The following is a 21,362-nucleotide window of genomic DNA, read 5'->3' as shown; positions in this document are numbered from 1 at the left end:
CACAGCATGTTGACAGGCAGGAGATCGCAGTGCAGAAAGACGGCAGTGTCCTTTGGCGGCGGCGCCGCCATGACACCAAACGCCGCCTTCCACACAGCCGGCTTCTGTGCGTCGACCGGCACCTGGAACCCGTCTAGAGGAGCGATCCAAGAATCCGTCCAAGGTCTGAACCTCTTCGCGGGGAGATCGAGGGAATGCAGCAATACAGCAATCTCCGCGATCCTCGTCATCCACGACCGAGGTTCGGCCGGATTGAGGTGAACATGCCCCGGCAACCGGGTCATCAGCAACGATGGCGCGCCCCCCGTCGAAGCACCACCAACATCAGTAGCCAGGATGCCCGGAACCGGGAGCCCGCTTCCCGCCACCACACCAAGATTGGCAATCTCCTTCTCCAAGGCCCCCTGCAGGCCAAGCCCGCCCGGGTACTGCCGCAGTACGACGAACGTTCGCATTCCACGTCGCTCGACAGTCAGCCGATGCACGGCGGAGCAGACGCCACCGGTCAATCGGCGATAGCCAACGACGCGACTGCCCCGACCCATCGACGCCGCAACCCAGGCCAGAGTCTCCACGGAGGGCCGACGCTGCCTGAACCCGCCATCCCTCCAGTCGCCGTCGGTCATGAGCGCGAGCCTATTCGCCAGGGGCCTGCGGCGATAAGGGTTTTCTAACTAACCCGCCACAGGCAGCGACCCGGCTGCTAGATGGCCGACACCATCTGGAACGGTCGCGATGGAGCAGGCGGGTGAGGTGGACTACCTGATCACGTGGAGGGACAACGAGTTCGTCGGACGGGTGAGCCTCACACCGTGTCGTCGTGCGGGTCCGAATCGACGGTGCTTCGCATTCCCGAAGTCGCCTTCGTGCCTCCGGCTGCGCTTACTAGGTAGGTCACTCACACACTCGCAGCAGGTACAGCGGAGGGCCGTGAGTGACCAGCCGGATCGGCCCGCACTAGCATCGCAGCATGCCTCTGCTCGTGGATCCGGCCTTGCCTCAGGGAACGTTGCGGGACGCCGCACAGCCGCGTCTGGCGACCAACGACGGACTGGTACTTCGTCCGTGGAAGGGGAGCGACGCCGCAATGGTGCAGACCGCGTTCGCCTGTCCTGACATCCAGCGCTGGCACGTCCGGCGGCTCGACACTCTCGAGGAGGCAAGTGAGTGGGCCGGGCAGTGGGCCGACCGCTGGGACACCGAGACAGCGGCGAGCTGGGCGGTCGTCGATGGCGACGACCAGCCGCTCGGCCAAGTCGGACTGCGCAACATCTCTCTGGCCGAGGGCTCAGCCGGCCTGTCCTACTGGGTGACCCCAGAAGCCCGGGGCCAAGCCATCGCCGCGAGATCAGTGGATGCCTTGTCCGCTTGGGCTTTCGGGCTGATCGGGTTCAACCGGCTGAACATCCAGCATTCCACCGCCAACACCGCGTCCTGCCGAGTCGCCGAGCGCACCGGATACAAGCACGAGGGCACCCTGCGGCAGGCGATCAAGCACACCGACGGCTGGCACGACTGGCACGTCCACGGCCGCCTGTACACCGACACCTGAGCAGCAACCGTTTCGAACAAGCAGAGGGCACATCCATTGCATGCCGGCTAGACATCGATATCCCGCGTTCAGCTGCGGATATCCGGCGCCTCGCGACCGACGGATCAGCAGCTACATGGCGCCTCGGATGCTGCGACGAGGCAACTGAGTCGGCGAGCTGCCACGCGCGCAGGGCTGATCATGGCGCAGGCTGCGACGCTGCCGCTTCACAGTCTGTGAGCCCAGTGGGTGCGGCAGGACTAGCTCGCGTCGGGCGAAGTGGGCCAGCTCAGGAGGGCACCGATGAAGAAGCAGAGGGCGCCGAGTGCGGTGCACCAGTTTGCGGCGGCCAGGTCGAGTATCGAGCCGGTGGATGGTACGACGAACGAGGCGATGGCCGAGATCCCGAACAGCACGCATCCGAGCAGATTAACGGCGGCCGTCGTATACGCCCGGTCCATCCGCCTCGGGAGGAGGCCCGGTCCGGCCGTGACTCGGTAGGCCAGCGCGCCGGACACCAGAAAGCATGCTGAGCCGAACACATCGGGCGTCCAGATCAGCCGGTTCTCCTGCTGCGTCGAAAGGCTTTCCTGCATCGCGGAGAACGTGCTGAGGTTGAACAGAAGAGTGCCGACGAACTGAATCGCGGCACTCCACCAGGACGGGTCACGACCCCAGCGATGCCCGCGGCGGACGGTTCCCTCCCGCAGTTCCATGGCAGCGGCGAGGGTGAAGAAGATGGAGCCGGCGAAGAAGACCACGCCGTCGGCCGCCGTACCCACCAGCTGGACGAACCCGGGGAACGGCCCGATGAAGAAACAGGCTGACCCGACCGCGAACCCCACGGCGATCGAGCGGTCCCAACCTATCCGGGTGGCCGGCCGCGGAACGGATACCAGCGCGTGACCTATCACGTGCACACCACCCCCACGCGCCGACCGTATGGCACACCCCGGGACGCGCTCTTCCCCCGGTACGGATGAGCTCAACGCAGTTTCCTTGGAGCCGTCCCATTTCACTCCGTACCGGGAATCGCCTGTAGTGTCGAATGATGAGGATGGGCGGTGACTCTGACGCGGGACTGCGTCGGACTCGGGCGGAGAGAGCCGGGCGCAGGCTGGCTGAGTGGTTTGCCGATCATCGGGGCGACAGTGGCGCGGGCGGGGTTCGGGTCCTGAAGGACCGTCAGACTGTCCTGGTTTATTGGAAGGGGACCGCGCCGGCCGGTCTGCGATGGCTGGCCGCCCGCCTGCCAGTTCCGGTGACTTTCCAGCAGGCCGCGTACTCGCGCGCCGAACGCGGGCAACAGCATCTGCCCACAGTCCGTCCGCGCAGTACGTGACCTGTGACCACCGTTCGCGCGCGGCCAACTAGCAGCCGCCGCGAAGCGGTGTCCGTTTGGGCGGAGGTGGTCGACAGGACAGCAGGTGGAGTGGTGTCGGTTGGGTTAGCGGAAGTCTCGGGATTTGGTTTGGGGGGCTAGGGGGAGGCGTTGGAGGTGGTCGGCGGAGAGGTTGGTGACTTCGCCGGCTCGTTCTACGCGGCCGCGGATGATGAGGGCGCCGGCGTTGCGGGCTACGGCGGCGTGGCGGTGCCAGCAGCCTACCGTGATGACGATGTTGGCCATGCCGGTTTCGTCTTCGAGGTTCATGAACGTGACGCCCGAGGCGGTTGCGGGGCGCTGGCGGTGGGTGACGACGCCGGCGACGCGGACGCGGGCTCCGTTCGGGGCTTGGCGGAGCTGGGCCGCGGACAGGATGCCTTCGGCGCGGAGTTGGTCGCGGACGCGCTGCATCGGGTGACTGGTGGTGGTGATCGAGGTGGACCACAGGTCGGCCATGTCGGCTTCGACGTCGCTCATCCCAGGCAGGGTCGGCGGCGGACCGGCGGCGGTGATCCCGGCGAGCTGACCGGGCCGCTCCTCGGCAGCGCGGCCGGCTTCCCACAATGCCTGCCGGCGATCGAGGCCGAAGCAGTCGAAGGCTCCCGCGGTCGCGAGCGCCTCGACCTGCGCGGCGGTGATCCCGGTACGCCGGACGAGGTCGGCCATCTCGCTGAACGGCCCACCACGCTCGCGCTCCTCGACGATCAGCTTCGCACCCTTCTCGCCGATCGTGCGCACCTCGGACAACCCGAGCCGGACCGCGAACGCGCCGTCACGGCGATGGAAGGTGGTATCGGCCGGCGCCTTCGGATCGAACGGACCGACCACCGGCTGCGGATCCACCAAACACGAAGGCGACCCGGTCGGCGCGGTGAGCTCTTGCCCGTCCACCAGCACCTCGAGCCCGGCGTCGACTCCGGACAGGTGCAGGTGTGGTCGCCGCACCTCCACGCCGTGCCGACGGGCATCGGCGACCAGGGACTGTGGTGAGTAGAACCCCATCGGCTGCGCCCGCAGCAACGCGGCCAGGAACGCGGCCGGGTAGTGCAGCCGCAGCCAGGTGCTGGAGTAGACCAGCAGGGCGAAGCTGATCGAGTGCGACTCGGCGAACCCGAAGTTCGCGAAGGCTTCGATCTTGGCGTAGATCTCGTCGGCCAGGTCCCCGATGATCCCGTTGCCCGCCATCCCGGCGTACAGCTTCTCCTTCAGGGACGAGATCTTCTCGATCCCGCGTTTGGATCCCATCGCCCGGCGGAGCAGGTCGGCCTCGTCGCCGTCGATCTCGCCGACCGCCATCGCCATCTGCATCAGCTGCTCCTGGAACAGCGGCACACCCATGGTCCGCTCCAGCACCGGCCGCAGCTTCGGGTGCAGGTAGGTGACCGGCTCCTCACCGGTCCGGCGGCGAATGTACGGATGGACCGCGCCGCCCTGGATCGGGCCGGGCCGGATCAGCGCGATCTCGGTGACCAGGTCGTAGAACCGCCGCGGTTTCAGCCGGGGCAGCGTCGCCATCTGGGCCCGGGACTCGACCTGGAACACGCCCACCGAGTCCGCCCGGCACAGCTGGTCGTAGACCCCGGCCTCCTCCTTCGGGATCGTGTGCAACAGCCACGACTCTCCCAGTTGCTCGCGGACCATCTCCATGCAGTACTGCAACGCGGCCAGCATCCCGAGCCCGAGCAGGTCGAACTTCACCAGCCCCATCCAGGCACAGTCGTCCTTGTCCCACTGGAGAACCGTGCGGTCCTCCATCCGGGCGTGCTCGATCGGCACCACCTCCCCCACCGGGCGCTCGGTCAGCACCATCCCGCCGGAGTGGATCCCCAAGTGCCGTGGGAACTTCAGCAACTCGGTCGCCATCGTCACCACCCGCGGTGGGATGTCGTGCTCGGTCGAGGTGATCTCCGGACTCCACCCGTCCACCTGTTTCGACCACGCGTCCTGCTGACCGACCGAATACCCCATGGCCTTCGCCATATCGCGTACGGCGGACTTCGGACGATAAGAGATCACGTTCGCCACCTGGGCGGCATTGCGACGGCCGTACTTCTGATAGACGTGCTGGATCACCTCCTCACGGCGATCCGAGTCGAAGTCGACGTCGATATCCGGCTCCTCGGCCCGGGTCGTGGCGAGGAACCGCTCGAACGGCAGGTCGTAGAGGATGCTGTCCACCGCGGTGATCCCGAGCGCGTAACAGACCGCCGAGTTCGCCGCCGAGCCCCGGCCCTGGCAGAGGATCCCATGGTCGTGCGCGAACCGGACGATGTCCTCGACGATCAGGAAGTACCCCGGGAATTCCTTCTCCTCGATGACGGCCAGCTCGCGCTCCAGCCGCTCGTACGCATCCGGGCGCTGCTTCCGGGTCCCGTACCGCTTGGCGGCGCCCTCGAAGGTCAGATGCCGCAGCCACGACATCGGCGTCTCCCCCTTCGGCACGTCGCGCAGTGGGAGCTTCGGCTTCGCCCTGGCCAGGTCGAAGGCGACTTGGTCGGCCAGGGTCACCGACCGCGCCACGGCCCCGTCGTACCGATGGAAGCGGGCCGCCATCTCCTCGCCCGAGCGCAGGAACGCCATCCCGCTCGGCGGCAGCCAGCCGTCCATCGTGTCCAGGTCCCGCCGGGCCCGGACGGCGGCCAGCGCGGCGGCCAGCTTGTGCTGCGCCGGGGTGGCGTAGTGAACGTTGTTCGTGGCAACCACCGGGAGGCCGCGGTCGGCGGCCAGGCCGGCCAGGATCCGGTTCCGGCTGGTGTCCGCGGGGAGGTGATGGTCGATCAGCTCGACCACCACGCGGTCCTGGCCGAACAACCCGGTCAGCCGGTCCAGCTCACGCCCCGCCGCGGCCGGCCCGCCGGCGTGTCCGCCGAGCTCCAGCGCCTGCCGGACCAGCCCCTTCCGGCAGCCGGTCAGGATCAGCCAGTGATCCCGGCCGGAAGCCGCCAGCTCCTCCAGGTCGTAGACCGGTTTGCCCTTCTCCCCGCCGGCCAACTGCGCCTCGGTGATCGCGCCGGCCAGCTTGTGATACCCCTCCTGCCCCTCCGCCAGCACCAGCAAGTGACTGCCCTCGGGGTCGGCCACTCCGTTCTGCGGGCCGGTCAGCCCGAGCGACAGCTCCGCCCCGAACACGGTAGGCAACGAGTACGCCGCCGCGGCCTCGGCGAACCGGGCCGCGCCGTAGAACCCGTCGTGATCGGTCATCGCCAGCGCGTGCAGACCCTGCCGGACCGCGGTCTCGACCAGGTCCTCCGGCTGGGAGGCGCCGTCCAGGAAGGAGAAGTTCGAATGCACGTGCAGCTCCGCGTAGGGCACCACGTGCTCCGGGCGGACGGCGACGGCCTTCGAGGGCACATACGGACCGCGGTGCTGCGACCATGCCGGGCTGTCCCCGCCGTCAGCCGTCACCGGCCGGTCACCGTGACTGCCCGGCCGGGACCGGTCCGACAGCTTCCGCTCCAGCTCCGACCACTTGATCGGCGGATTGTTGTAGCCCATCGCAACACCTCCTCACCATCATACTAGAACATGTGTTCCCTTAAGGACGACGTAGCCGAGAGCCTCCCGCGACTGCCGATCGCCCGGCCACGGTGCTTTGCAGATATGGCAAAATCCGCGACGATTTAGTCAAACGTTTCTTTCCTCCTGCTCAACCCGGTGCAAAAGGGACGGAATTCAACAATTCACGGAGGGTGTTGCCGATGGCCGTTGCGGCGTTAGCATCCTGCGCATTGTGGAGACTGTGATCGCCTATTTCTTCGACCGACCCGGCGACGACAATCAACGGGTCGCTGAGGGCCGACAGCGGGTCGAGGCCTACTACGGCGGCCTCTGGCATGAGGCAGTCACCCACCAGGGACATGATGCGCGGACAGTCGGGCTGCACGTCTGGGATCGCAGCGAACGCGACTGCCTGTGGCCGTGCTGGCAGGACAGCGGCGATCTCCGGGTCGCGAGTCTGCATGCACCCCTCGGGTATGAACGGATCGTCGGCGACGTCCCACTGCCCAACGCTCCTGGACAATTGGCGCGAGCGGTTCTTCAGGCGCCCGGCCGATTCCTGGATCTGGCACCGCCGTTCACGATGGCCGTCCTGGACCCAGCCGACGAACGACTGGAACTGTTCACCGATTCCATCGGAGTGGGGCGCCTGTTCCAGCTTCGGCTGCCTGACGGCTGGGTCTGGAGCAATCGGCCGGTCGCGGCGCTCTTGTTCGCCGGCGTCATGGCCAGGGCGGCTCAGCGAGGTTGGCGCTATGCGGCCGCTTGCGGCTGGTTCATGGACGACACCACGCCGTACGAGGGGGTGCTGGCCGTGCCAGGTGCGACCCGGATCGTGGCCGAGGGCAGGCAACGCCGGCGAACCGTCAGCCGTGTCGAGATCAGTAGTGTCTGGTCCGGCGACGGTGTGGACGCCGCCGACGAAACCGCTGAGGCGCTGCGCGATGTGGCGAGGTCGGTCGATCACCTCTGGCCGGAAAGGCCGACTGTGGATCTCAGCGGCGGCCGGGACTCCCGTGTGGTCGCCGCGGCCTTCCTGTCCGCAGGTGTGGACCTGCGCCTCAACAGTTACGACGCGGTGCCGGGCGAGCTCCAGGTCGCCGAGGACCTCGTGGGTCTGCTCCCCTTCCAGGTAGAGCACGCCGTGACCCCTCGCACCGCACCAGCCCAATCTCCACAGGCTCGGCCGGCCACTCCTGCCCTCGTCAGCCGCGCCCTCCGGTGGCACCGGTACGCCGATGGCCTCAGACCGGCCAGCTACCTCTTTCACACTCCACCCAGCAGCCTGTCGGGCGTCGCGCACCTCGCGATCGGCGGCGCGGGTGGCGAGCTCGCGCACGGGCACTTCTACCCGACCGATGTCCTCCAGCTCGATGCCCTGCCGCTCGAACCGAAGCTCGCGGCGTTCGTCAGCCGTCTGCAGAGTCGGCTGGTGACCGCGACCGGCCCGTCCGACGAGGCGCGCGCCGCCGTCTCCGCACAGATCGAGCTCGTACTGCGCGAGGCGGTTCACGGCGGCATCGAGAACGCGACCATGCTCGACTACTTCTACCTGGTCGAACGGCTCCGCCGCTGGGGAACAACAGGTGAGCGCAGCGGCGTGGTCTCGCCGCTGCTCATCCCGTCCTTCGTCCGCGGCGCCTTCGCGCTCGATCCCACCCAACGGCTCGAGAACGCCCTGCACCGCGACCTGGTCCGTCGGCTGATCCCCGAGTGGGCGGACGTTCCGTTCTTCAAACCGGAACCGGGCAATCGGGCCAGGGCCAAGGCCCTGCTCCGACGCCTCGCCGACGCGCCGGATCGCGACCTCATCGGAGAGCTCATCACCGGCTCGGAGTTGGAAGGATTCGAACCGCAGACCATCCAAACGCTGTGGGCGGCCTCGGCAGCCGGCACCAGCTCCGCCGTGGATGAGGCAGCACTCCGACAGGCGCTGTGGAGGGCATCCTTCGAGCAACACCTGGCCGAAATCAACAGCCACCTCCCGCCAGCCGTCCGCGCAGCAGTACGCGACCTCTCCATGGCTGCGGCGCCAGGTCCGCCGAACCCACCTCGACAGCGCCCGACGACCCGCGGCGTACGGCGAATCGCCCAGCGCCGACTGATCCGCCGTGCGGCCAGGCATCCACTCTGGTCCGCGTTCCGCCGAACCCGGATCGGCCGTTCCTGGCGGAGCCTCAGCCGACCACACTGAGCAGCCTCGCCGGCGGCTACCGCTGATCTCCATCGCACACACCTCCCGTGGACATCAAGACTAGAACATGTGTTCGAAGACGCGGTAATCTGAAAACATGCTTGGTCGGTTCACGGTGCGCCCGTCCGACGACGGATCGAACAGATTCGGCGTCTGGGACGGAGCGGTCAACGGGTGGCGTGCGATCGGTATCGACGACGAAACGGAGGCCCGCAGGGTAGCCAGTGATCTCGACGTTCAGTACGACGCTCACGGTCCGCGACCGGCCGACGCCGTCCGCAAGATCGACCCGGCCCAGCAGGTCCAGCGGGCCGAGTGGACCACCGGCGAGCTCGACGTCTGGATCCGCGACAACGGCGAGTGGCTCGGCCGTTTCTGCGACAAGGACGGCCAGGTCACCTGGATCCCCGGATCAGACCTCAGACCGCTCTGAACTACTTGACGTAGCCGATCGGGACCAGCACGGGCGGCTCGGCGAGGGGTTCGGAGGCGTACTGGGCGCGAATGCCGCTGATGTAGCGGCGACTGCGAGGCGTCAGGCCTTCGGGGGTCTGCATGCGACCCTTGGTGACCAGGATGCCGAGGTCCGCGCCTTTGAAGCGGTAGTCACCCGGACCGTAGACGCGGAGGAAGAAGGCCTCGTCCTCATGCGTCACATCGTGCCAGTCGTTGGCAGCCCCAACGAACTCGAGCGTACCGTCCTCGCCGAGGTGCCAGGTCCCGGTCCGTGGTGCCTGCAGGATCCGCTCGACCTGGTCGGCCGGCTCCTTCATGATCAGCTGTGCCCACACGTCCACCGCGGCCAGGTCACGCCAGCGCTCGTTGATCTCGGCCACGTCGACGACGTAGTCGGCGTCCATGAACTCGAGCAGATGGAACAGGAACAGCGGTACGTCGGCATACGCGCCGGCGGTCACATTCGTCATCGACGAGGCACCGGAGATCCGCGGGTTGAGCTCCCCGAGATACACCTCGTCGGTCGCCAGGTCGACCAGTACGTCGATCTCGAGAAAGCCCCGGTACCCTTCGCGAGCGAGCCGGTCGCCGAGCCGCTGCACGTGGTCGATCGCGAGCGCCCGCTGCACAGGCGTCAGCGCCTCCGGGAAGAGGTCGTTCCCGCACCACCCGCCCTTGTACGGCGTGAGCTCGGGATAGCCGGTCAGGTCAGTCATGAACGGCCCGACGATCGTGCCGTGCCGAGTGATACAGGCCTCGACCGCGGCGGCCTTGTTGTCGATCCGCTTCATCACCTTGAGCTGCTCGCCGATGATGTCCTCGGCGTACTTCTCCCAGTCCTTCTTCCCGGTGATGAAGAACGTGGTCTTGCCGGAGTCGCCGTACGGCGTCTGCACGACCAGGTCACGGCCGAGTCCGGCCGAGGCGGCAAGCTCCTTCAACGATTTCCACGACGACGCCGTACCGATGACGTTGGGCACCGAGGGGGCGCCGGCCTCGTTGCCGAGCTGGGTGGTGACGATCTTGGAGTCGAGCCGGCGGCGCAGCTCGTCCGAGGGCATGATCAGCTGGTAGCCGAGCTCCCGGCAGATCTCCTCGGTCTCCTCGTCGAAGAACACCATGACGACCATCGGCGTACCGCCGCGCTTGCGCAGGTATGCCTGCACCTCGGGGTCGCGGAGCAGGTAGTTGTTGATCTGCTCGCTCGACTCGAACTCGACGTACGGCTGGTCCTTCGGCGCGAACACCCGGGGGTGGGTGCCGTCCCAGGAGTCGTAGTAGACGACGTACTGGAAGTTGCGCACCCAGCGGTCGATGCCGAGCAGGTTGAACGCGGTCGGCCCGAAGAAGTAGATCGGCTGGGTGTTGGTCCGGAAGAACGTCCGGATCTCGGCGATCCCGTTCAGCTTCTGGTTCATCCCCCACCCCTCCCCTGGTCCATTCACAGTAGGACCGCAAGGGCGTTCTGTCATGGTCGGGGGATGCGTCTCAGAGGTACGGTGCGACGATGCGCGACGATGTTCTCGACGACTTCCTCCGCGCGGATCGCGAGCGGAGCCTGGGCGTGTACGGGATCCACCTGTACCGCGAAGGCAGCGCGCCGGTCGAGCATCGGGTCCGATCCGATGACCGAGTGAACGTCTACTCCATCGCGAAGACGTTTACCTCGGTCGCGGTCGGGCTCGCGGAGGCCGAGGGACGCCTCACCCTCGACGATCGCCTCCTCGATCACGTCCCCGAGCTCCGGAGCACTGCCGCGGACGGGGTCGAGGACGTCACCTTGCGCCAACTGATGACCATGACCAGCGGCACCAGCCACGACTGGTCCGCCGACGAGCGTATCGACACCCCGGACCTTCTCCAGGAGATCGTTGCCGCGCCGCTCGACGCCGTTCCCGGGAGCCGGTTCGCCTACACCGGTTCGGGCGTGTACGCGGTCGGCCGAGTCGTCGAGCGCGCGACCGGCGCGGACGTGCGTTCCTACCTCCTGCCGCGTCTGTTCGCACCGCTGGACCTGCACAACCCGCCGTGGCACACCTGTCCACGCGGGTATCCGTTCGCCGAAAGCGATCTCTTCCTTCGCACCGAGGAGCTCGCCCGCTTTGCCCGGTTACTGCTGCAGGACGGTGTTTGGAATGGCGCACAGGTCCTGCCGGCGAGCTACGTACGACGGATGGCTGCCGAACGCGTTGACACAAGTACTCTCGACTGGGGCGAGCGGTTCACCCTCGGCTACGGGCTGGGCGTGTGGATCGACCGAGCCGGCATCTATCGGATGGACGGCCGCTACGGCCAATACGCTCTCATCAGCCCCGAGACACGGACCACCGTCACGGTCACCGCACACTCCGAAGTGGAGGCGGACCTACTCGAGGCGATCCACGAGCTGATCCTCGACCGTCTGAAGTGACTGCGCGCCAGCTTCAAAGTCTCCGACGTCAGATGATCGTGCTGCGCGGGACTGGGGTGAGGGCGTCGAAGGCGCGGAGGGTGTCTTGGAGGTGGGCCGGATGTTGGGTGTCCGGCCAGGTTGAGAGTTTGACGCAGACGGTGCGGGTACGGCGGGAGACGTAGAGCATCTGTCCGTGGATTCCCAAGCCCAGCAGGACATTGCCGTGAGGGCCGGGACGGAACCAGAACTGGTTGCGGTACCAGCCACCGGGGAAGGACGCCTCGGCCGGGGATGCTAGGAAGTCGCGCCGAGCCTGCGCGTCGACTGCCCATGCTCGCCGCAACCACTTCGGGTGAGCCGCCAGCATCAGTCCGAAGCGCAACAGGTCGAGGGCCGTCACCGCGAGACCACCGTCATGCACAGCGGTTCCGGACACGTCGGTCAGGAACTCGGCATCGTGCTCCGCGCCCAGTGGCGCCCACACCAGCGACGACACCAGTTCGGCCATCGGAGCGTCCCCTGCACGCTCGCACACCCAGCCGAGTACGTCGGTCTCCGCCGACCGGTAGAGGAAGCGGCTGCCATGGGGTGCTTCCGCTCGCAATGTCGTGAGGAAGTCGTACAGGCGATGTTTGTCCGCCAACCACTGGTCCAACCGTCGGACATCGGATTGCTGGTTGGTGTAGTCCTCCTCGAAGTGCACCCCACTGCGCATGTCGAGCACGTCCCGCACGGTCACATCGTTGTAACCGCTTCCTGCCAACTCCCCCACGTAGTGAGTGACCGGCCGACCAAGATCCAGTACGCCGCGATCGGCCAGGATCCCGGCGACGCAGCCGACGACCGACTTGGTGATCGAGAACACCGCCTGTGGCTGATCCAGCACGCCACCCGCGGCGATCACCGCACCGTTCCGCGCGATCACGAACGCGTCGGTGTGCGTGTCGGCCAGTACCTCGGCCACGGTCGCGCGCGTGCCGTCGTACCTCCGCACGGGGACCGAGAGCACGTCGGATGGACGCGAAGGAAGCTCCCGGACCGGGCCGTTCCCGCGGGAAACACGCTGGGTCGGCAGTGTGCCCGGCCAGAGCATGATGCGATGGTAGACGCATGGGCGCCACCGACGACCGGATGACCGGCTTTCCGCCGTCGGACGAGACCCTCGTCGACCTGTCCGGCTGGCAGGACCCGCCGAACGTCCGCTGGGCCTTCCGGCACATGCGTGAACTGATGCCGACACACGCCATCCCGGCCGATCCGGCCCACGTCCGTACGCTGACCACCGCACTCGATCCGATGGTGGAGGCAACCCCGGTCAGCCGCCTCGACGGATCGACCACGCGCGCGGGCGGCGTGTTCACCGACACCTGGACCGACGCGCTGATCGTCATGCACGACGGCGTGGTCGTGGAGGAGCAATACCTGGCCGGGATGACTCCACACACCCCGCATCTCGTGATGTCCGTGTCCAAGTCGATCGTCGGCTGTGTCGCGGGGATCCTGGCCGACCGCGGCGTGCTCGACGTCGAAGCGCAGCTCACGCACTACGTCCCGGAAGTGGCGACCAGCGGCTATGGCGACGCCACCGTGCGCCATCTGCTCGACATGCGGACCGGTGTGGCGTTCAGCGAGACCTACCAGGCCCCCGACTCGGAAGTCCGGGTCATGGAGCGGTCGATGGGCTGGCGGCCGAGCCTGGACAGCGATCCGGTCGGCATGTACCGCTACCTGACCACACTGGGTACGGCGACCGACCACGGCGGATCGTTCACCTACCGATCGGCTGACACCGACATGCTCGGCTGGGTGTGTGAGCGCGCGGCCGGGATTCGGATGGCGGACCTCGTATCGAGCCTGGTGTGGATCCCGATGGGGGCCGAGCAGGATGCCGACATCACCTGTGATCCGGTCGGCTCCGCGGTCCACGACGGTGGCATCTCCGCGATCGCTCGTGACCTGGCGAGGTTCGGGCAACTGCTGCTCGACGACGGTGGCAAGGTCGTGCCGGCCAAGTGGCTCGCGGATTCCTGGCAGCCACCCGCCGACGTCCGAGAGGCCTTCGCGGGCACGGACAACGAGCCCGTCCTTCCGGGCGGGTGGTACCGCAACCAGTTCTGGTTCGTGCCGAACCATCGCGGGACAGCCCTTGTCTGCTTGGGGATTCACGGCCAGATGGTCTACGTCCACCGCGAGACCCGGACCGTCGGCGTGAAGTTGTCGAGCTGGCCGGACCCGCAGAACGCGACGTACCTGATCGACACCCTGCGGACCTTCGCGGCGATCGGCGCGCGTCTGGACGCTTGAGGGCCGGGGTGCGAAACTCCGAAGATGAGCCGCTACGGCCAGCAGTTCGGCCCGGACTTCACGTTCCTCGGGGTCCCGGTCTGTGATCTGGACGATCCGGCGTCGTACGCCGACGCGCAGGTGGTCATCCTGGGCGCGCCCTTCGACGGCGGGACCTCGCACCGTCCGGGAGCCCGGTTCGGCCCGATGGCGATCCGGATGCGGGACTACCTCGGCCACGACGGCTCGCGGCCGAGCCTGGCGTTGCGCACCGACGGCCTGGTCGACCTGAACGTGGTCGACGCCGGTGACGTCGAGATGTACTCCGGCGACATCGAGGTCGCCCTGCCCGCGCTCGAGGCGGCGGTCGAGAAGGTGACCCGTACGGGCGCCATCCCGATCGTGCTCGGCGGCGACCACTCGATCGCGTTCCCGGACGCGAAGGGGGTCGCGAACGTGCTCGGCCACGGCCGCGTGTCGATGATCCACTTCGACGCGCACGCGGACACCGGCAACATCGAGTTCGGCTCGCTGTGGGGCCACGGGCAACCGATGCGCCGGCTGATCGAGTCCGGTGCGCTGCGCGGCGACCGCTTCCTGCAGATCGGATTGCGCGGGTACTGGCCGCCGCCGGACACGCTGGACTGGATGGCCCAGCAGAACATGCGGTCCTACGAGATGACAGAGATCGGCCACCGCGGCCTGGACGAGTGCATGACCGAGGCGTTCGCGATCGCCACCGACGAGTGCGACGCCGTCTTCCTGTCCGTCGACATCGACGTCTGCGATCCCGGCCACGCACCCGGCACCGGGACCCCCGAGCCCGGCGGTCTGACAGCCCGTCAACTGCTGGACGCCGTACGCCGGATCTGCCTCGAGCTGCCCGTGGCCGGGATGGATGTGGTCGAGGTCAGTCCGCCGTACGACCATGCCGACATCACTGCCGCGCTGGCCAACCGCGTGGTACTGGAAGCGGTGTCAGCGATCGCCCGTAAACGCCAGGACGAGCGGGACGGCACCCGGTGGGATCCCGCTCACCCTTTGTTAAGTGACCGACCAAAGCCGAACTGACCTGTTCCCAGCGCGGTGGCCGAGTGCCACACTCCGAAGAAGGGTGGGGGTGGCGGGGATCGGCGGGCACCTCCATCGAGGGGAGGCAGCACCATGGCGATGACGGCACGGCAGTTGTTCCGCCGCAAGCCGGTTCCGGAGATGGCGCAGGAGACCGGGACCGACAGCGGGCAGAGCGAACTGGTCCGCTCGATCGGACTGTTCCAGCTCTCCATGTTCGGTATCGGCGCCACCATCGGCACCGGTATCTTCTTCGTTCTCGCGCAGGCCGTGCCGGTCGCGGGTCCGGCGGTGATCTGGTCGTTCGTGATCGCGGGCGCGGTGGCCGGGCTGACCGCGATCTGCTACGCCGAGCTGGCGAGTGCGGTCCCCGTCTCGGGTTCGTCGTACTCATATGCCTACGCGACACTCGGCGAGCTGCCGGCGATCGGGGTGGCCGCCTGCCTGCTGCTCGAGTACGGCGTGTCCGCGGCCGCCGTCGCGGTCGGCTGGTCGCAGTACCTGAACGAGTTGTTCGACAACCTCTTCGGCTTCCAGATCCCCGACAGTCTGTCGCAGGCCCCCGAGCAGGGCGGCGTGTTCAACCTGCCCGCGGTCATCCTGGTCACGCTCTGCACGCTGCTGCTGATCCGCGGCGCGAGCGAGTCGGCCACGACCAACGCGGTGATGGTGTGCATCAAGATCGGCGTCCTGGTGCTGTTCATCATCCTCGGGCTGCAGGGCTGGGACTCGGACAACCTGTCGAACTTCGCGCCGTTCGGCCTCAGCGGGATCACCTCGGCCGCCGGCATCATCTTCTTCTCCTACATCGGTCTGGACGCCGTCTCGACCGCCGGTGAGGAGGTCAAGAACCCCCGGCGGACGATGCCGCTGGCGATCCTGATCGCCCTCGTCACGGTCACCGGGCTCTACATCCTGGTCACGTTCGTCGCGGTCGCCGCCCAGCCGTCCGGCGAGTTCGAGAACCAGGAAGCCGGTCTGTCGGCGATCCTGGAGAAGGTGACCGGGTCGTCCTGGCCGGCCACGGTGCTGGCCGCGGGCGCGGTGATCTCGATCTTCAGCGTCACGCTGATCGTCATCTACGGGCAGACCCGCATCCTGTTCGCGATGGCCCGCGACGGGATGATTCCGGAGCTGTTCCACAAGGTGAACCCGCGCACCCACACGCCGGTGCCGAACACCGTGATCGTCGCGGTGCTGATCTGCCTGCTGGCCGGGTTGATCCCGATCAACTTCCTGGCCGAGATGACGAGTATCGGCACGCTGGTCGCGTTCCTGGTGGTGTCGATCGGCGTGATCGTGTTGCGCCGTACCCATCCGGAGCTGCCGCGGGGCTTCAAGGTGCCGGGGTATCCGGTCACGCCGATCCTGTCGATCCTGGGCTGTCTGTGGATCATCAAGGACCTGCGTGCGGTGACGATCTACGTGTTCCTGATCTGGCTCGCGGTGGCCCTGGCCTGGTACTTCTTCTACGGCTTCAAACACTCCCACCTCGGGCGGCACGAGCACGTCGGACTGATCCACGACGAGGACGACGGGCAGCAGCCATGACGATGATCGTCGGCTACGCCTCCGACGAGCGAGGGAAGGCGGCCCTGCACCTGGCGGGAATGCTGGCCCGGTCCGCGGGCGACGACCTGATCGTCTGCACGGTCGTCCCGGCGCCGTGGATCCCCGGCATGGCCAAGGTGGATGCGGAGTACCGCGAATTCCTTGCCCAGGAAGCCGATCAGGCACTCGAGCGGGCCAAGTCCTTCCTCCCCACCGACGTGCCGACGGCGTTCGTCCGGCACAGCGCGCGCTCGGCGCCGGCCGGCCTGCTCGAGATGGCCGAGCTGCACGACGCCCGGCTGATTGTCCTCGGATCCTCCTCCGCCGGGGTGTTCGGGCACATCGCGCTCGGCAGCGTCACGGACCGGCTGGTGCACAGCTCGCATGTCTCGCTCGCCCTGGCCACGCGCGGCTTCCGGTGCCCGCCGGACGCCAAGGCGGTCCGGGTGACCGCGGCGTTCGGCGGGAGCCAGAGCGCCGAGGACCTGGTCCTGGCGGCGGCGACCGTCGCGGCCGACGTCGGCGCATCGTTGCGTATCGCAACCTTCGCGGTGTGGTCCCGTCCGGCGTACACCACGCAGCTGGGCACCGACTCCGAAGACCTGGTCATGCAGGAGTGGCGAAAGGAACTGGACAAGACCGTGGCCGGCACGCTCGCCCAGGTGAAGCATCTGCCGGGCGGACCGGGACAGGTCGACACGGTGATCGGCTCAGGTTCCAGCTGGGTGGAGGCGATCGAGGAAGTCGGCTGGCAGCCGGGAGACGTCCTGGTGCTTGGGTCGAGTGAGCTCGGCCCGGTCGCCCGGGTGTTCCTCGGCTCCCGCGCGACGAAGATCCTGCGGCACTCCCCCGTCCCGGTCGTGGTCGTGCCACGCCGCCGGGCCGAGGAGCTCGCCGAACGAGCTACTGAGGACTGACCATGCACGAGGTCGACCAGACGACTGAGCAGATGGTGCGCAGTGTCCTCGCGTACGCCGAGAACCGGCTGCGGATGAACCCGGTGCCACTGGACCGCAACACCCTGCCCGCACACGAGATCTACGAGCGGCTCGACGGTCTGATCCGGGACGCGCCCCGGCAGCCGGACGAGGTGCTCGGTGTCTACGCCTCCGTCATCGCGCCCAGCGTGATCTCGGCGGACAGCCCGCGGTTCCTCGGGTTCATCCCGGCCGCACCGACCAAGGCGAGCCTGCTCTTCGACATGCTCGTCTCCTGCGCGTCGATCCAGGGCATCTCCTGGCTGGAGGCCTCCGGCGCGATCGCGGCCGAGAACACCGTGCTGCGGTTGATCGCCGACGAGGCCGGCCTGCCCGCGAGCGCCGGCGGCTGCTTCGTGTCGGGCGGTTCGGCCGGCAACCTGTCCGCGCTCGCGGTCGCCCGGGAGACCGCGAAGAAACGGCTCGGCGCCGACCGGAGACTGCGGGTCGTCGTCGGCACCGACGCGCACTCGTCGATCGTCAACACGCTGCGCCTGCTCGAGCTCGACGCCCTCGTCGTCGACACCCCCGACCACCGGCTCACCGCCGATACCGTCCGGGCCGCGGTCGCCGCCGATCCCGATCCGTCCAACATCGCCGCCCTCGTGTGTACGTCGGGCACCACCAACGCCGGCATCATCGACGATCTGGCCGGCTGCGGCGCGATCGCCCACGAGCACGGCTGGTGGTTCCACGTCGACGGCGCGTACGGCGGCTCCGGCATCTTCGCGCGCTCACTCCGGCCGAAGTACGACGGGATCGAGCAGGCCGACTCGTTCATCCTCGACCCGCACAAGTGGCTGTTCACGCCGTTCGACTGCTGTTCCCTGCTCTACCGGGAGCCCGAGCTCGCACGGGCCACACACATCCAGGACGCGTCGTACCTGGACGTCATCCACGTCTCCGACGGCGAATGGAACCCGACCGACTACGCCTACCATCTGACCCGTCGGGCTCGTGGCCTGCCGCTCTGGTTCTCGCTCGCGGTGTACGGCGTGGACGCCTACCGGGAAGCGATCGAGGCCGCTGCCCGGCTGGCTCGGGAGACCGCGGAGTTGATCAAGGCCGAACCGCACCTCGAGCTGATCCGCGAGCCCGATCTCGGCGTCGTCCTGTTCCGCCGGCTGGGCTGGGCCGGCAAGGACTACGACAAGTGGGCGCAGCAGTTGCACGAGGACGAGGTCGCCTTCATCCCACCGAGCAAGTGGGAGGGCGAAACGATCGGCCGGTTCGCCTTCCTCCATCCCGACACCAGCCTGGACGTGGTCCGTGAGGTGCTGGCCCGGACCGCGCCATGAACGATCTGCTCTCGCTGTTCCCGGCCGGCAGCCGGCTCGATGCCGACGGCACCGTGGTCGTCGGTGGTTGCCGCGCGGACGACCTCGCCACCGAGTTCGGTACGCCGGTCCTCGTCGTGGCCGAGCAGGCACTCCGGGCCCGCGCCCGCGAGTACCGCGACGAGCTCACGGCCCGCTGGCCGAACGCCCGCGCCGTCTTCGCGTCCAAGGCCTTCCCGTGTACGGCGATCCAGCGGGTGATGGTCGAGGAAGGTCTCGGCCTGGATGTCGCGGGCGGCGGTGAGATCCTGACCGCGCTCAAGGCCGGTGCCGACCCGAGCCTGATCGTCCTGCACGGTAACGCGAAGAGCGACGAGGAGATCGCTCTCGCGGTCGAGCACGGCATCGGCCTGGTCGTGGTGGACAACGCCGACGACGTGGACCGGCTGGAAGCGACCGGCCGCCCGCAGGACGTGCTGGTGCGCATCATCCCGGGCGTCACCGCGGACACTCACGCGCACGTGCTGACCGGCCATGAGGGCTCGAAGTTCGGTCTCGCACCGCCTGACGCGGCCGCGCTGATCCAGCGGATCGAGCACAGCCCGCGGCTGCGGATGCGCGGGCTGCACGTCCATGTCGGATCGCAGATCCTCGACGTCGAGCCGTTCGCGGAGTCGGTCGCACCGGTCGCGCGCCTCGGCGAGTTCGAGATGTACGACCTGGGCGGTGGGCTCGGTGCCCGGTACACCTGGGCCGACGAGCCGCCCACGGTGGCGGCGTACCTCGATGCCCTGATCGGCGCTGCGAAGCAGCACCTCCCCGCTGCTGCGCAGCTCATCATCGAGCCTGGACGCAGCATGGTCTGTACGACGGCGACCACGATCTACCGGGTCACGACGGTGAAGCGGGGCGTGATCACCTTCGTCGCGGTGGACGGCGGTATGGGCGACAACCTGGAGGTCGCGTTGTTCGAGCAGCGGTTCGAGGCGGGCATCGTGGGTCGCTTCGACGGGCCGTCGGAGACCGTGACCGTGGTCGGCCGGCACTGCGAGAGCGGCGACGTCCTGGTGGACGGCGTGCCGCTCGCCGATCCGCACGTCGGTGACCTGCTGGCCGTCCCCGCCACGGGTGCCTACTGCTACACGATGGCGAACAACTACAACGGCAACCGCCGGATCCCGGTGGTCTTCGCGAACGACGGGGTCCCACGTCTCGTCGTACGGCGCGAGACGTGGGACGACCTGATGGCCCGTGACGTGGACTGAGTGATCAACCCTCGAAGCCGTGATGGAGCATGACGTGCTTGATCCGCGTGTAGTCCTCGAGCCCGTACATCGACAGGTCCTTGCCGTAGCCCGAGTGCTTGAAACCGCCGTGCGGCATCTCCGCGATCAGCGGGATGTGGGTGTTCACCCAGACACAGCCGAAGTCGAGCCGGGCGGACATCCGGGCCGCGGTGTTCACGTTGGTCGTCCAGACCGAGGAGGCCAGGCCGTACTCGCTGTCGTTCGCCAGCCGCAATGCCTCGTCCTCCTCGGTGAACTTCTGCACGGTCAGGACCGGGCCGAAGATCTCGGTCCGGATCAGCTCGTCGTCCTGTTTCAGGTCGGCGACGATCGTCGGCTCGTAGAAGTAGCCACGCTCGCCGATCCGGTGACCGCCGGTGGTTACCCGGGCGTGCTCGGGCGCACGGTCGACCAGGCCGGCCACGTGCCCGAGCTGGTTGGCGTTGTTGATCGGCCCGTAGAGGATGTCCTCGTCGGCCGGGTCGTACCCCGTCTTGGTCTCTTGGGCGGCGTCCGTGAGCTCCTGCACGAACTCGTCGTAGATGCCTTCCTGCACGAGCACCCGGGTGGCCGCCGTACAGTCCTGGCCGCCGTTGAACAGGCCGGCCACCGAGATGCCCTCGATCGCGGCCGTGATGTCGGCGTCGTCGAAGACCACCACCGGCGCCTTGCCGCCGAGCTCGAGATGGGCCCGTTTCACGTCGGCGGCGGCCGCCATCGCGACGGCCATCCCGGCCCGCGTCGAACCGGTGATCGAGACGAGCCGCGGGACCTTGTGCTTGGTCAGCGCGGCCCCGGTGTCACGGTCGCCGCACACCAGGTTGCAGACGCCGGGCGGGAAGATCTCCTGCATCCTCTCGACCATCCAGTACGACGACGCCGGGGTGGTGTCGGACGGCTTCAGGACCACTGTGTTCCCGGCGGCCAGCGCCGGCGCGAACTTCCAGACCGACATCATCATCGGGTAGTTCCAGGGCGCCACCTGAGCGACCGGGCCGATCGGTTCGCGCCGGATCGACGAGGTGAACCCGCGCATGTACTCGCCGGCCGACTTGCCCTCCAGCACCCGTGCGGCGCCGGCGAAGAAGCGGATCTGGTCGACCATCGGCGGGATCTCCTCCGACCGGGTCAGGGCCACCGGTTTGCCGGTGTTCTCGCTCTCGATCGCGATCAGTTCCTCGGCGCCGGCCTCGATCACGTCGGCGAGCTTCAGCAGCGCGTGCTGCCGCTCACTCGGTGTCGACCAGCGCCAGCTCTCGAACGCCGTCGCCGCGGCCTGGAAGGCCTGATCGACGTCGTTCTCGTCCGAGTTCGGCGCGGACGCGTACACCTCGCCGGTGGACGGGTTGACGATGTCCATCATCGCCCCGGACGCGGCGGCCTGGACCTTTCCGTCGATGACGTTGTGGAAGACCTTCTTCTCCGGCATGAGAACCCCCTAGCACGGCCAACGAATCGTCCC

Annotated in this window: 16 protein-coding genes; 10 read left to right on the top strand and 6 right to left on the bottom strand. The window is 67.9% G+C overall.

Features of this window, described 5'->3' with window-relative positions:
* A partial coding sequence (locus tag AB0E63_RS27725; protein WP_360372338.1) for an aminoglycoside phosphotransferase family protein occupies positions 1-626 on the bottom strand: 626 nt, incomplete at its 3' end.
* A gap of 344 nt (positions 627-970) precedes the next feature.
* On the opposite strand from AB0E63_RS27725, the gene AB0E63_RS27720 reads away from it, so the two are divergent.
* Positions 971-1,552, top strand: coding sequence for a GNAT family N-acetyltransferase (locus AB0E63_RS27720; protein ID WP_360372336.1), 582 nt, complete (start codon positions 971-973; stop codon positions 1,550-1,552).
* Positions 1,553-1,791: 239 nt separating this feature from the next.
* Here the strand turns inward: AB0E63_RS27720 and AB0E63_RS27715 are convergent, their stop codons facing one another.
* Both AB0E63_RS27715 and AB0E63_RS27710 read right to left on the bottom strand, forming a co-directional pair.
* Positions 1,792-2,451 (bottom strand): hypothetical protein, encoded by a 660-nt coding sequence (locus AB0E63_RS27715; protein WP_360372333.1) that lies wholly within the window; start codon positions 2,449-2,451, stop codon positions 1,792-1,794.
* A 527-nt stretch (positions 2,452-2,978) separates the two neighbouring features.
* Positions 2,979-6,410 (bottom strand): error-prone DNA polymerase, encoded by a 3,432-nt coding sequence (locus AB0E63_RS27710; protein ID WP_360372330.1) that lies wholly within the window; start codon positions 6,408-6,410, stop codon positions 2,979-2,981.
* A gap of 235 nt (positions 6,411-6,645) precedes the next feature.
* Between AB0E63_RS27710 and AB0E63_RS27705 the strand changes: the two genes are divergently transcribed.
* Together AB0E63_RS27705 and AB0E63_RS27700 are read left to right on the top strand one after the other, a co-directional pair.
* Positions 6,646-8,607 carry a hypothetical protein gene (locus tag AB0E63_RS27705; protein ID WP_360372328.1) on the top strand — a complete coding sequence of 654 codons (1,962 nt, stop codon included), beginning with the start codon at positions 6,646-6,648 and terminating at the stop codon, positions 8,605-8,607.
* Positions 8,608-8,704: 97 nt separating this feature from the next.
* Entirely contained in the window at positions 8,705-9,040 is a 336-nt protein-coding gene (locus AB0E63_RS27700; RefSeq protein WP_360372327.1) for a hypothetical protein, read from the top strand.
* A 1-nt stretch (position 9,041) separates the two neighbouring features.
* Here AB0E63_RS27700 and AB0E63_RS27695 read toward each other — a convergent pair whose 3' ends face one another.
* Positions 9,042-10,481, bottom strand: coding sequence for a biotin carboxylase (locus tag AB0E63_RS27695; RefSeq protein ID WP_360372325.1), 1,440 nt, complete (start codon positions 10,479-10,481; stop codon positions 9,042-9,044).
* Positions 10,482-10,570: 89 nt separating this feature from the next.
* Between AB0E63_RS27695 and AB0E63_RS27690 the strand changes: the two genes are divergently transcribed.
* Positions 10,571-11,473, top strand: a complete 903-nt coding sequence (locus AB0E63_RS27690; protein ID WP_360372322.1) for a serine hydrolase — start codon at positions 10,571-10,573, stop codon at positions 11,471-11,473.
* Between the two features lie 28 nt (positions 11,474-11,501).
* Here AB0E63_RS27690 and AB0E63_RS27685 read toward each other — a convergent pair whose 3' ends face one another.
* Positions 11,502-12,548 (bottom strand): serine hydrolase, encoded by a 1,047-nt coding sequence (locus tag AB0E63_RS27685; protein ID WP_360372319.1) that lies wholly within the window; start codon positions 12,546-12,548, stop codon positions 11,502-11,504.
* A 17-nt stretch (positions 12,549-12,565) separates the two neighbouring features.
* Between AB0E63_RS27685 and AB0E63_RS27680 the strand changes: the two genes are divergently transcribed.
* From AB0E63_RS27680 to lysA, 6 genes are all read left to right on the top strand, one after another.
* Positions 12,566-13,759 carry a serine hydrolase gene (locus tag AB0E63_RS27680; protein WP_360372316.1) on the top strand — a complete coding sequence of 398 codons (1,194 nt, stop codon included), beginning with the start codon at positions 12,566-12,568 and terminating at the stop codon, positions 13,757-13,759.
* 24 nt (positions 13,760-13,783) lie between these two features.
* Complete coding sequence (speB, locus tag AB0E63_RS27675; protein WP_360372313.1) at positions 13,784-14,809, top strand: agmatinase; 1,026 nt, start codon at positions 13,784-13,786, stop codon at positions 14,807-14,809.
* Positions 14,810-14,902: 93 nt separating this feature from the next.
* Positions 14,903-16,360, top strand: a complete 1,458-nt coding sequence (locus AB0E63_RS27670; RefSeq protein ID WP_360372310.1) for an amino acid permease — start codon at positions 14,903-14,905, stop codon at positions 16,358-16,360.
* Entirely contained in the window at positions 16,357-17,277 is a 921-nt protein-coding gene (locus AB0E63_RS27665) for a universal stress protein (RefSeq protein ID WP_360372307.1), read from the top strand. Before AB0E63_RS27670 ends, AB0E63_RS27665 begins: the two co-directional genes overlap by 4 nt.
* Positions 17,278-17,279: 2 nt before the next feature.
* On the top strand, positions 17,280-18,635 hold the full coding sequence (locus AB0E63_RS27660; RefSeq protein ID WP_360372304.1) for a pyridoxal-dependent decarboxylase: 1,356 nt from the start codon (positions 17,280-17,282) through the stop codon (positions 18,633-18,635).
* Positions 18,632-19,879: a diaminopimelate decarboxylase gene (gene lysA / locus AB0E63_RS27655; protein ID WP_360372302.1), complete on the top strand. Its 1,248-nt coding sequence runs from the start codon at positions 18,632-18,634 to the stop codon at positions 19,877-19,879. Before AB0E63_RS27660 ends, lysA begins: the two co-directional genes overlap by 4 nt.
* Before the next feature lie 4 nt (positions 19,880-19,883).
* Here lysA and AB0E63_RS27650 read toward each other — a convergent pair whose 3' ends face one another.
* Positions 19,884-21,329 carry a gamma-aminobutyraldehyde dehydrogenase gene (locus tag AB0E63_RS27650; protein WP_360372299.1) on the bottom strand — a complete coding sequence of 482 codons (1,446 nt, stop codon included), beginning with the start codon at positions 21,327-21,329 and terminating at the stop codon, positions 19,884-19,886.
* Positions 21,330-21,362: the final 33 nt, after the last annotated feature.

Origin of the sequence: Kribbella sp. NPDC026596, assembly GCF_040638415.1 — a bacterium.
In the GTDB taxonomy this organism is placed as follows: domain Bacteria; phylum Actinomycetota; class Actinomycetes; order Propionibacteriales; family Kribbellaceae; genus Kribbella.
Note: the sequence above shows the minus strand (reverse complement) of the source record. Positions and strands in the feature narration are given on the sequence as shown.